This window comes from Anaerorudis cellulosivorans (assembly GCF_025943985.1).
GTDB classification, from domain to species: domain Bacteria; phylum Bacteroidota; class Bacteroidia; order Bacteroidales; family Dysgonomonadaceae; genus Anaerorudis; species Anaerorudis cellulosivorans.
This window is the reverse complement of record NZ_JAPCWE010000002.1, coordinates 110,069-121,880: the sequence shown is the minus strand read 5'-3', so window position 1 is coordinate 121,880 and position 11,812 is coordinate 110,069. Positions and strand designations below refer to the sequence as shown.

Below are 11,812 nucleotides of genomic sequence, written 5' to 3'. Positions count from 1 at the left end.
CGGATTGATGGAAGAACCTTTTATTCAGGTGGGTATTTTGTTATCGCAACCCCGCATCGATTTTTCGCTGTCGACGCCTTATCGATTGAATGGGAATGAAATCGGGCCCGGAGAGTATTCCGTAGCGTTTTCAGAAGGAAAAATTCTTTTCGGGAAGGAGCTTTTCGATGAGATGGTGCTCGAACCGTGCCATGTTCATACCGATTCCTTTGTATTGAAAGGGGTGATTATCGGCGTGAATTTTCATTGGGAACGGAAGGAAGATCAGCGATTTTTGGGTGGATTGAAGTTTATTGTAGAGGGTAATGGGGTTACGGCGGTTAATAGGGTTTCGCTGGAAGACTATCTTACCAGCGTGATTTCGTCGGAAATGAGTGCCACGTCTTCCGAATCGTTGCTGAAAGCGCATGCCGTGATTTCCCGGAGCTGGTTGCTGGCTCAAATTCGAAAAAATAAGAACGATGGGAATATGTGCGCAAAAAACACGTCGCAGGTGTGCACTGACCATGAAATCATACGCTGGTACGATCGCGAAGATCATGCCCACTTTGATGTGTGTGCCGATGATCATTGTCAGCGTTATCAGGGAATCACCCGACAATCGACCGAGCTGGTAACAAAAGCAGTCGAAGAAACGCGGGGAAGGGTACTGGTGTATGAGGGGGCGATTTGCGATACACGCTTCTATAAATGTTGCGGGGGGGCCACGGAAACTTTCGAGAATGTGTGGGAACCTGTTGTGCATCCGTATTTGCAAGGGAAAGCCGATAGGGACGATAACGTTGTGCTTCCCGACTTGACCAATGAAGAAGAGGCCCAAAAGTGGATTCGATCGTCGCCTCCTGCCTTTTGCAATACGCAAGATGTGAACGTGTTGAAACAGGTACTGAACGATTATGATCGGGAAACGGCCGATTTTTATCGCTGGAAAGTGGTGTATTCGCAGAGCGAACTTGCTGCGATTATCCACGAACGCTCGGGTATCGATTATGGCGAAATTGTTGAGTTAATTCCTATACAGCGAGGTACTTCCGGACGAATTGTTCGGCTGAAAATTCGGGGTACGAAACACGAAATGATTATCGGCAAAGAGTTGGAAATACGCCGCACGTTATCGCGCTCTCATCTCTATAGTTCGGCTTTTGTAGTGGATGCCGAAGATATCGACGAAAACGGAATCCCCGGGCGGTTTGTGTTTACCGGAGCAGGGTGGGGGCACGGTGTCGGACTCTGTCAGATTGGTGCTGCCATGATGGCGGAAAAAGGATATGATTACCGACAAATATTGGCGCATTATTACCCCGGTTCGGAAATCGAAATAACATATTGAAACATGGCTGATTCATCCTTAAAACAGAAAACAAAACGCTCTCCGTGGGCATGGGTGCCCACCCTTTATTTTGCCGAAGGCATTCCTTATGTGGTGGTGATGACGGTGTCGGTAATTATGTATAAACGGTTCGGATTGTCTAATACCGAAATTGCCCTTTATACCGGCTGGCTTTACCTCCCGTGGGTGATCAAGCCCTTGTGGAGCCCTTTTGTCGATATCCTTAAAACCAAACGATGGTGGGTGGTAACCATGCAGTTGCTCCTCGGTGCAGGATTTGCCGGAATCGCTTTTATTCTGCCTACGCCATTTTATCTTCAGGCTTCGCTGGCTGTTTTCTGGCTGATGGCTTTCAGTTCCGCTACCCACGATATTGCGGCCGACGGTTTTTACATGTTGGCTTTGGACGATTCGCAGCAATCGTTCTTCGTCGGTATCCGAAGTACCTTTTATCGTTTTGCAACCATTTTCGGACAGGGTGTGTTGGTTATTATTGCCGGTTATCTCGAGAGAGTAACGGGAAAAATTCCTTACGCGTGGAGCATCGTGTTTTTTATCGTTGCCGGATTGTTCATTGCTCTTTTTCTCTATCATCAGTTTATTTTGCCCAAACCGGCAAGCGATAAAGGCGTTTCTGAGGCAACAGTGACAGGTATTCTGACGGAATTCGGGAAAACGTTCGTTTCTTTTTTCACAAAAAAAGGAATCGGGTTGGCCATTGCTTTTATGCTGTTGTACCGGTTGAGTGAGGCCATGTTGGTGAAGATGGCTTCGCCGTTTTTGCTCGACGCAAAAAATGTGGGCGGAATGGGACTGACTACCGAACAAGTGGGGATTGTCTATGGAACGGTGGGGGTCATTGCACTCACCTTGGGCGGCATTGTGGGAGGAATTGTTGCTTCGCGTCAGGGATTAAAGTTTTGGCTGTGGCCTATGGCATTGAGCATCACGCTTCCGCATGTGGTTTATATTTTATTGTCTTATTATCATCCCGAGAATTTGATATGGATTAATTTGGGAGTGGCCGTTGAACAATTTGGTTACGGTTTTGGTTTTACGGCTTATATGTTGTATTTGATCTACTTTTCGGAAGGTGAACATAAGACTGCCCATTATTCCATTTGCACCGGATTCATGGCGTTGGGGATGATGTTACCGGGAATGGCGGCGGGATGGATTCAGGAACAATTGGGATATCACAATTTCTTTATCTTTATTTTGCTGTGTTCCATTCCGACGTTGGTTGTTGTTCCTTTCTTGAAAATCGACCCCGATTTCGGAAAAGGAAAGAAAAAGAAGGACGAAAAGGCAGTGAAAGAAATCGATAATCAATAACTATATCAATAAAACAGCTAATCGAATGAAAAAAACAATGTGGCTACTGGCCATAGGTTGTTGGCTGATTGCAACAGTATCTTTCGCCCAAAAGATCAAAGTGAAAACCGGGGTTGAAGTGTTGAAAGAAACCGGTTTCAAGGTTTTACAGGGGAAACGCATCGGGTTGATTACCAATCCGACCGGCGTAGATAATCAGCTTAAATCGACCATCGATATTTTGCACGAAGCTCAGGGTGTGAAGCTGGTGGCTCTGTATGGTCCGGAGCACGGTGTGCGCGGAGATGTGTATGCCGGCGACAAGGTGGATACGTTTACCGATCCCAACACCGGCGTTCCGGTATATTCGCTCTATGGCAGCACACGCAAACCGACACCGGAAATGCTGAAGGGTGTGGATGCGTTGGTGTATGATATTCAGGATATCGGTTGTCGCTCGTATACGTATATTTCTACTATGTACCTGGCTATGCAGGCTGCTGCCGAGAACGGCATCGAATTTATCGTTCTCGACCGTCCGAATCCGCTGGGAGGATTAAAGGAAGAAGGCTGCCTGGTAGAGGAGGGTTTTTTCTCTTTTGTGAGTCAGTTGAAAATTCCGTATGTTTACGGGTTAACCTGTGGAGAGTTGGCAACGTTGATTAACCGTGAATTCATGGGCGATAAACCATGCAAATTGACGGTAGTGAAAATGAGAAAATGGCGGCGAAAAATGAATTTCGGCGATACCGGTTTACCTTGGGTACCGGCTTCGCCCCATATTCCTTTTGCCCATTCGGCCTATTTTTATCCCGTTTCGGGAATCTTGGGAGAATTGGGATATATGTCTATTGGCGTGGGTTATACGCTTCCTTTTGAAATATTCGCGGCCGAATGGATCGATGCGGAACAATTTGCTAAAGCACTTAATGCCAAACGATTGCCGGGTATCGTTTTTCGTCCTGTTCATTTAAAACCCTATTATTCGGTGGGTCAGGGCAAGAATTTGCATGGTGTGCAGGTGTATTTGCGCGATTTCGATAAAGCGCGTTTGTCGGATGTTCAGTTCCATGTCATGGAAGTGGCTGCACAACTTTATCCCGATAAAAAGGTTTTTGATCATGCCGACGAGAATCGTTTCGGAATGTTCGACAAGGTGTGTGGTACCGATTTCATTCGAAAAGAATTTTCCAAAAACCACCGTTTTGCCGATATTCAATCGTATTGGACGAAAGACGAAGCGTCTTTCGGCAAACTAGCCAAGAAATATTATCTTTACCGATGATTCAAAACAACTTAACAAATAACTTATGAATACGGTTGCCGCTTCTCAACAAAACAAGCGCCTGCTTTCTCTCGATATTTTGCGGGGGATAACCATAGCAGGCATGATACTGGTAAATAATTCCGGCTCGTGGGAATATGTGTATGCTCCTTTGCGTCATGCGCCTTGGCACGGACTGACGCCCACCGACTTGGTATTTCCGTTTTTCATGTTTATCATGGGCGTATCCACGTTTCTTTCGCTGCGGAAATTCGATTTTCGTCCCACAAAGGCGTGTATCCTGAAAATTGTGCGCCGAACGGTGCTGATTTTCCTCATCGGGCTGGCTTTAAATTGGTTTGGTTCGTTCTGCCGCGGTTTGGCTTCCGGCGAAAATATTATGGCGGCGGCCGCTGCCCATTTCGATACCTTGCGCATTTTGGGTGTTTTGCAACGACTGGCTCTTGCCTATGGTTTTGCGGCATTGGCTGCGGTGCTGTTCGATCACAAAAAGCTGATTTGGGTGATTGTAACCCTGCTGGTAGGATATTTCCTGATGTTGTTGTTGGGGAACGGTTTCGAGAAATCGGAGAACAATATCATTGCCCTTGTTGATAAGGCGGTTCTTGGTGTGAATCATATGTATAAGGATGTGGATGCGGCAGGCAATCCCATTGCTTTCGATCCGGAAGGGCTGTTGAGCACCCTTCCTTCCATTGCTCACGTATTGATCGGATTTTTGTTTGGTAAGCTGATTGTGGAGAACAACGACCATCACGTTAAAGTGGAGAAGATCCTGATATGGGGAACCGTTCTTGCTTTTTCAGGGTTGCTCCTTCAGTATGGATGTCCGATCAACAAAAAGATATGGAGTCCGACATTTGTTCTCACTACCACCGGTTTTGCGGCGCAATTGTTGGGATTGCTCATCTGGATTATCGATATCGAAAAGAAAGAGAAGTGGAGTCGTTTTTTCCATGCTTTCGGTGTGAATCCGCTGTTTATTTATGTGTTGGCAGGAGTATTGGCAAATGTTGTCGGCAATATTCATGTTTCCCGTTTGGGTGAAACCCTTTCCCTGAAAGGATATATATATACGGTATTGCTTCAGCCGTGGGCGGGCAATTATTTTGGCTCATTGCTCTATGCGTTGTTGTTTGTGACGCTTTGCTGGGCATTCGGCTATCTGTTGTATAAAAAGAATATCTACATAAAGATTTGATGATCGGTTGCGGTATCGAGTCCGCTTCGAAAATTGGTGGAGGTAATTTTGGCGAAAACAGGCTGTCGATATTCAATGCGTTATGAATTGCGAAAGGATCGAAAGCTGCTTTTGAAAAAGGACTCGCTATTTGAATGATAAAATTATGGAAGAGATTTTGATTGCCGACAGCGGGGCTACAAAAACCGACTGGTGTGTGGCAAAAAACGGGGAAATACTTTTTCGATTTACGGGTAAGGGTATCAGTCCGGTTTATCAGTCGGAGGATGAAATTACCGAAGAAATACAAAAAAATGTATATCCTCTATTGAAAAACCGGCCGATAGATGCTGTTTATTTTTATGGTAGTGGCTGCATCCCCGAAAAAACAGCCGTTGTGCGTAATGCGATTTATCAATCGTTGCCGGTAGAAACCATTGAGGTATATAGCGATTTGGTTGGTGCTGCTCATGCACTGTGTGGTCATGAGGCGGGGATAGCCTGTATTCTGGGTACGGGCAGCAATTCGTGCGAATGGGATGGGGAAACGATCGTAAAACACATTCCTCCATTGGGGTTTATCCTTGGAGACGAGGGCAGTGGGGCCGTTTTTGGGAAATTGTTGGTAAGTGATGCACTCAAAAACCGACTCTCTCCGGGTTTGAAAGAAAAGTTGCTTGAACAATATGGGCTTTCGCAAGCCATTATTATCGACCGTGTGTATAAACAACCGTTTCCGAGTCGGTTTTTGGCAAGTTTTTCTCCGTTTATTTTGGAAAACATCGAAGATCCTACCATAAGACGCATCGTCGATACCAATTTTTCCGATTTTTTTGAAAGAAATGTCATGCAGTATCATTATCGGGAAAATAAGGTTAATTTTGTGGGATCGATTGCTTTTCATTATGCCGATTATTTAAAAGAAACGGCAGATAGTAAAGGAATCCGGATCGGAACCATCTATGCTTCTCCAATGGAAGGGTTGGTTGGGTATTATGCTTTGCACTGACTCTTAACATGATGAGATGCTGCGTTGGTCGAGGAGAGGAAAAATCGGTTTAGAGCATTTTAAATAAGGAAAGAATATGGCTTTTGTTAAAATAACGGAACAATCTTCGTTGTATGATAATTTGGAAAAGAAATCGATACGCGAAATTCTTACAGAGATCAATCAGGAAGATCAGAAAGTACCTTTGGCTGTACAAAAAACCATTCCCGAAATCGAAAAGCTGGTTGCCGGACTGGTAGAGCGTATGAAACGTGGGGGACGATTGTTTTATATCGGTGCCGGTACCAGCGGAAGGCTGGGGGTATTGGATGCCTCGGAGATTCCGCCTACGTATGGCATGCCCAATACTTTTGTAATCGGTATCATAGCCGGTGGCGATGTTGCTTTGCGCAATCCGGTGGAAGCCGCCGAAGATGATATGGAAAAAGGGTGGGAAGATTTGCAGGCCTATAACATCAATAAAAACGATACGGTTGTAGGTATTGCTGCCTCGGGAACAACCCCTTACGTAATTGGTGCTTTGCGCAAAGCACGTGAGAACGGTATTCTTACGGCAGCCATTTGCTGCAATCCCGATTCGCCTGTTGCGGCTGAAGCCGAAATCAAGATCGAGCCGATCGTAGGACCTGAATATGTGACAGGAAGCACGCGAATGAAAGCCGGAACGGCGCAGAAACTGGTGCTGAATATGATCAGTACGACGACGATGATCAAATTGGGTCGGGTGAAAGGAAATCGGATGGTGAACATGCAGCTTACCAATCAAAAGCTGATCGATAGAGGTACACGCATGTTGGTTGAGGAGCTGGGACTCAGTTACGAACAGGCCAAAAACCTTTTGTTGCTTCACGGTTCGGTAAAAGCAGCTATCGACAGTTATCGAAAAAATCTTCCGTAATGTCGGTTATGACGGCCGTTTTATTTTATTATTTAAATCCATTATAAATAAAAAGTATTATCTTTGTAAAATCTCTATGAAACCTTTCAGGGAAGAAGGTTAAATTGAAAACAGTTAAAAAATTTCAGTTCATTCGGCAGGAGATTGCCCTGCACCTCCCTATGCAAAAAGCGTTCGAGCAGGTAGGGTAGGGAGTGAATATGGAGCATCATTTCCCACATTTGAACTTCTAATGGGACAACGGTTTAAAGAAATTTCGGCTTATTTTTTACTTGCCCTTTTTGCAAGTTATTATGTAAGCACGTCTTTTTTTCCGCATACTCACATTGTTGACGGGAAAACGGTTGTCCATTCCCACTTTTATTTTCCTTCTGCGGAAAATAAAACACCAACTCACCAGCACAGCATCCATGCGTTTGGCGTTATCTCTTTCTTATCGCATTTCTTCTCTACGGGATTATTTGCCATCATCGCGTTGCAGGTCTTCAACCGCTATTTACATCATCATAAATACCGAAAAAACAGCGGTTTCTATTTTCAGCAGCTACTTATTCGGTCCAACGGTTTGCGGGCTCCTCCTTCAAAAAATTACACACTTTATTCGATTTAGTCGATTTTTTTTCTTTCTCATCCTTTTGTGGTGTCTGTATCAAGACGCCATACCCTTATATTGTGTAATTTTTTTAACACTTATTATAATGAAAAAATATATAATGATTTTTATATTCATATTCTCGGCATCGGTAAAGCTATTTTCGCAGAATGGAACCGATGCCAATATTTTCGGACATGTTATCGATAAAACGACAAAGAAGCATATTCCTTATGTTACCCTTACGTTGAAAGGTACAACGGTTGGTACGGCGACCGATTTGTCCGGCCATTACTATTTAAAGAATCTGCCGGAAGGCGAACATGTGCTGGTTGTATCCGGCATGGGATATAAGACTGTTGAACAGGTTGTCGAATTAAAAAGAGGCGAAACGCAGGAAATCAATTTCGAAATTGAAGAAGACCCGATTATGCTGGCGACAGTGGTTGTTTCTGCCAATAGAACGGAGACGAAACGCAAAGAGGCTCCCGTGATTGTTAACGTCATTACGCCCTTGCTTTTCGAAAATACGAATTCGGTTACGTTAGCTCAGGGGTTGAATTTTCAACCCGGTTTGCGTGTTGAAACCAACTGTCAGAATTGCGGATTTCAACAGGTACGGATTAACGGCCTCGACGGGCCTTACTCGCAGATTCTTATCGATAGTCGTCCCGTTTTCAGCGCCCTTGCCGGGGTGTACGGCATTGAGCAAATTCCTGCCAATATGATTGAACGGGTGGAGGTGTTGCGTGGAGGCGGTTCGGCATTATTCGGATCGAATGCCATTGCCGGTACCATCAATATCATTACGAAAGAACCGAAATCCAATTCGCTTTCGGTATCCAATACGACCAATTTAACAGGGGGCAGTACGGCCGATAATAATTTGTCGCTGAATGCTTCGTTGGTATCCGAAGACATGAAAACGGGTGTGGTGCTTTTCGGTGCCTCGCGCGATCGGGACGGATTCGACTACGATGGTGACGGGTTTACCGAAATTGCTAAACTGGATAGCAAAAATTTGGGATTGAATGCCTATTATAATGTAAACATTCATCATAAATTCACCATGGAATATCATACGATTAACGAATTTCGCCGTGGAGGAAATCTGCTTGACGAGCCTCCTCATGAAACCGATATAACCGAGCAAACCGAACACAACATTCATTCGGCAAACATAGGCTATGATTTTTCGTCGACGGATTATAAACATAAACTGAGTGTTTACTTATCGGGTCAACTCATCGATCGTAAAAGTTATTACGGTGCGCAACACGACGTTAATGCATATGGAAAGACGGATGACAACACCTTAGTACAAGGTATTCAATATCATTTTGTGATGGATACGTTGGGATTTATGCCGGCACAATTGACTCTCGGACAGGAGTATACTTATAACGAAATGACGGATCGAATGCCGGGATACGACCGATTGCTGAATCAGGAGGTAAATACCAAAAGCCTGTTTTTGCAAAATGAGTGGAAGAATGCAAAGCTGAGTATTTTGTTGGGGGTCCGTTTGGATAAGCATAATCTGATAAAAGATGCCATTTTTAGTCCGCGCCTCAACGTAAGATACAGTCCTACACTGTTCATCGGTCTTCGTGCAGGGTATTCGACCGGCTTCAGGGCACCTCAGGCTTTTGATGAGGACCTGCATATTACAGCCGTAGGAGGTGAGGTTAGCATTATCCGGCTTGCTCCCGATTTGAAAGAAGAACGATCGAATACGGTTAATTTTTCTGCCGACTTTTACAATGCTTTTGGTGCTGTACAGACTAACTTACTGGTTGAAGGCTTTTATACCCATTTGAAGTATGTTTTTTTACTCGAAAAAATAGGTAAAGACGATCAGGATAATCTTCTTTTGGAACGAAGAAACGGATCGGGAGCAGTAGTTAAAGGGGTCAATATCGAAGGGAAAATTGTGCCAAATCGTTCGCTTCAGTTTCAGATGGGGGCAACTTTTCAGAAAAGTACCTACGACGAACCGGAAGTTTGGAGCGATAACGAAAATATCGCTCCGCAGCGTCGAATGTTCCGTACTCCCGATCAGTACGGGTATTTTACGGCAAATTATTCGATGAAAGATAAATTGAATTTTTCGCTATCGGGGATTTATACGGGCAGTATGTTGGTACAGCATTTTGCCGGTTTCATTCCCGAAGATGCAGAAGTTGTCACACCGTCTTTTTTTGATTTGTCGTTTAAAATGGCTTATAATTTTAAACCGGCTTTGAATACACGATTGCAATTGAATGCCGGCGTGCAGAATATATTCAACAGTTATCAGAATGATTTTGATCAGGGACCTTTCAGGGATTCGGGATACATGTACGGGCCTTCCTTGCCGCGAACCTTTTTTGCGGGTTTAAAATTCTCCCTCTGAGAATCGGATAATCATGGTACAAGCCATACAAATTGGTGTCGGACCAATAGTGGATGCAGTGCCGGATTATCGGGATTGAAAGGGATTGAAAAACGCCGGACCCACTTCACCCGAAAAAGCATACGTGGAGTGGGTCTTCTTTTTCTTTCTCTGTATATATAAAAATAGTATCTTTGCCATATCGGATGAACTTCTATTGGAAGATGAAAAATAAATGATTTATTATCTGCGCAATAGATTTTTAAGGTGCACTCACGGTAATGGTGTTCCCTCAGAAACGGCATACTTCAATCTTTCGGTGAATGTTCTTTATTGTTGATTAATTGTTTTGTCTTGCCTTATGAATGTTTTTTGTGACGATATCGTAGCTCGGAATTACGACCAATTTTATGAAAGCGAGAAAGGGAGCGCTGTTGACCGGATTGAGAAATCGGTCGTACGGCAGTTGCTGCGTTCTATCCCTTTTCGTGGCGATATGTTGGAACTGGGTTGCGGTACCGGCCACTGGACAACGTTTTTTTGCGAAGAAGGTTTTCGGATAACGGCCATCGATACGTCAGAAGCAATGCTTTCGCAAGCGCGAAGAAAAGACATTGCGTGTGCCACTTTTCTGCGGGCGGATGCAGCTGCACTTCCTTTTGAAGATGAGAGCTTTTCTGTGGTAGCTTCCATTACCATGTTGGAATTTGTAGAAGACATCCATAAAATTTTCAATGAAACGGATCGCGTGTTGAAACGGGACGGATATCTATTATTCGGGTGGTTGAATGCATTATCCGAATTGGGTAAGAAGAAAAACTCGGACGAAATATACCAACATGTCCGTTTTTATACGCCCGATGAAATTCGGCAATATTTATCGTATTTTGGAGTTCCTATCTTGCGGTTCGGGGTGTATTATTCTCCCTCCTTTGATTTGTTGGATGGAACGGATAAACAAGATACCGTGCATCCTGCTTTTATAGCGACACTGGTACAAAAAAATAAAAAATGATACAAATAAGCTTGGAAATCAGTTACTATTCGTTGACAGACGATTATAAAACGCCTGTGAAGGAATTTCTTGATGTGTTAGGCAAAAACCCTAAAATCAGCTTGGAAACAGGAACGATGAGTACTTTGCTTGCAGGTGAGTATGATGATGTGATGGAAATATTGACCGGCAGTATGCGCGAATTCATGAAAAAATATCCTTCCGTTTTTTGCATCAAAATATCCAATGCTTGCAGCAGTTGTAAAAATACGAATTGAATGAAAGGGTATATTCACGTTTATACCGGTAACGGTAAAGGGAAAACAACCGCAGCACTGGGACTTGCTTTGAGAGCTGTTGGCGCAGGGAAAAAAGTTTATTTTGCCCAATTTGTCAAAGGGAAGATTTATTCCGAAATCGCTGCCATAAACAGGTATATTCCTGAGATTACGGTCAAACAATACGGACGGGGTTGCTTTATTGTGGATGAGCCCACGTCGGAAGATATTCAGGCGGCGAAAGAAGGGCTCGAGGAAGCCTCAGTCGTTATTCGTTCCGGGAAATACGATGTGGTGGTGTTGGATGAGGCAACCATTGCGCTTCATTACAAGCTGTTTTCGGTTGAAGAACTTATTGCCGTTTTGCGGGAGAAGCCTGAAGAAACGGAGATCGTAATCACCGGACGATATGCTCCAGGTGAGTTAATCGAAATAGCCGATTTGGTAACCGAGATGAAAGAAATAAAGCATTATTACACCAAAGGCATTCCCGCCCGAAAAGGTATAGAATATTGAGGACTGCATGATATCCTTTGTGCGTGTTATCGCCCGGACGGC

The 11,812-nt window shown here is 44.2% G+C and carries 11 protein-coding genes; all 11 read left to right on the top strand.

The window, feature by feature from the left end; all coding sequences use genetic code 11:
• Positions 1-7: 7 nt before the first annotated feature.
• The 11 genes from OLM34_RS01350 (at position 8) to cobO (ending at position 11,770) form a co-directional block, all read left to right on the top strand.
• Entirely contained in the window at positions 8-1,330 is a 1,323-nt protein-coding gene (locus OLM34_RS01350; protein WP_264404698.1) for a SpoIID/LytB domain-containing protein, read from the top strand.
• A 3-nt stretch (positions 1,331-1,333) separates the two neighbouring features.
• Complete coding sequence (locus OLM34_RS01345) at positions 1,334-2,665, top strand: MFS transporter (protein ID WP_264404697.1); 1,332 nt, start codon at positions 1,334-1,336, stop codon at positions 2,663-2,665.
• A 25-nt stretch (positions 2,666-2,690) separates the two neighbouring features.
• On the top strand, positions 2,691-3,929 hold the full coding sequence (locus OLM34_RS01340) for an exo-beta-N-acetylmuramidase NamZ family protein (RefSeq protein WP_264404696.1): 1,239 nt from the start codon (positions 2,691-2,693) through the stop codon (positions 3,927-3,929).
• Positions 3,930-3,954: 25 nt separating this feature from the next.
• Positions 3,955-5,130 carry an acyltransferase family protein gene (locus OLM34_RS01335; protein ID WP_264404694.1) on the top strand — a complete coding sequence of 392 codons (1,176 nt, stop codon included), beginning with the start codon at positions 3,955-3,957 and terminating at the stop codon, positions 5,128-5,130.
• Positions 5,131-5,275: 145 nt separating this feature from the next.
• Positions 5,276-6,118: an ATPase gene (locus tag OLM34_RS01330; protein WP_264404693.1), complete on the top strand. Its 843-nt coding sequence runs from the start codon at positions 5,276-5,278 to the stop codon at positions 6,116-6,118.
• 76 nt (positions 6,119-6,194) lie between these two features.
• Positions 6,195-7,016, top strand: coding sequence for an N-acetylmuramic acid 6-phosphate etherase (gene murQ, locus OLM34_RS01325; protein WP_264404692.1), 822 nt, complete (start codon positions 6,195-6,197; stop codon positions 7,014-7,016).
• A gap of 232 nt (positions 7,017-7,248) precedes the next feature.
• Positions 7,249-7,626: a hypothetical protein gene (locus OLM34_RS01320; protein ID WP_264404691.1), complete on the top strand. Its 378-nt coding sequence runs from the start codon at positions 7,249-7,251 to the stop codon at positions 7,624-7,626.
• 88 nt (positions 7,627-7,714) lie between these two features.
• A complete protein-coding gene (locus OLM34_RS01315) occupies positions 7,715-10,003 on the top strand; it encodes a TonB-dependent receptor (protein WP_413777174.1) in 2,289 nt (762 codons plus the stop codon).
• A gap of 340 nt (positions 10,004-10,343) precedes the next feature.
• On the top strand, positions 10,344-10,997 hold the full coding sequence (locus OLM34_RS01310) for a class I SAM-dependent methyltransferase (protein WP_264404690.1): 654 nt from the start codon (positions 10,344-10,346) through the stop codon (positions 10,995-10,997).
• Entirely contained in the window at positions 10,994-11,254 is a 261-nt protein-coding gene (locus tag OLM34_RS01305; protein WP_264404688.1) for a hypothetical protein, read from the top strand. The genes OLM34_RS01310 and OLM34_RS01305 overlap by 4 nt, the downstream gene beginning before the upstream one ends.
• Positions 11,255-11,770 carry a cob(I)yrinic acid a,c-diamide adenosyltransferase gene (gene cobO, locus OLM34_RS01300; protein WP_264404686.1) on the top strand — a complete coding sequence of 172 codons (516 nt, stop codon included), beginning with the start codon at positions 11,255-11,257 and terminating at the stop codon, positions 11,768-11,770.
• Positions 11,771-11,812 lie beyond the last annotated feature (42 nt).

Excerpts from the sequence above, each read along its gene's own strand:
- cobO (WP_264404686.1), top strand. The coding sequence starts at position 11,255 with ATGAAAGGGTATATTCACGTTTATACCGGTAACGGTAAAGGGAAAACA.
- OLM34_RS01305 (WP_264404688.1), top strand. The coding sequence starts at position 10,994 with ATGATACAAATAAGCTTGGAAATCAGTTACTATTCGTTGACAGACGAT.
- OLM34_RS01350 (WP_264404698.1), top strand. The coding sequence starts at position 8 with ATGGAAGAACCTTTTATTCAGGTGGGTATTTTGTTATCGCAACCCCGC.
- OLM34_RS01345 (WP_264404697.1), top strand. The coding sequence starts at position 1,334 with ATGGCTGATTCATCCTTAAAACAGAAAACAAAACGCTCTCCGTGGGCA.
- murQ (WP_264404692.1), top strand. The coding sequence starts at position 6,195 with ATGGCTTTTGTTAAAATAACGGAACAATCTTCGTTGTATGATAATTTG.
- OLM34_RS01340 (WP_264404696.1), top strand. The coding sequence starts at position 2,691 with ATGAAAAAAACAATGTGGCTACTGGCCATAGGTTGTTGGCTGATTGCA.
- OLM34_RS01330 (WP_264404693.1), top strand. The coding sequence starts at position 5,276 with ATGGAAGAGATTTTGATTGCCGACAGCGGGGCTACAAAAACCGACTGG.
- OLM34_RS01315 (WP_413777174.1), top strand. The coding sequence starts at position 7,715 with ATGAAAAAATATATAATGATTTTTATATTCATATTCTCGGCATCGGTA.
- OLM34_RS01335 (WP_264404694.1), top strand. The coding sequence starts at position 3,955 with ATGAATACGGTTGCCGCTTCTCAACAAAACAAGCGCCTGCTTTCTCTC.
- OLM34_RS01310 (WP_264404690.1), top strand. The coding sequence starts at position 10,344 with ATGAATGTTTTTTGTGACGATATCGTAGCTCGGAATTACGACCAATTT.
- OLM34_RS01320 (WP_264404691.1), top strand. The coding sequence starts at position 7,249 with ATGGGACAACGGTTTAAAGAAATTTCGGCTTATTTTTTACTTGCCCTT.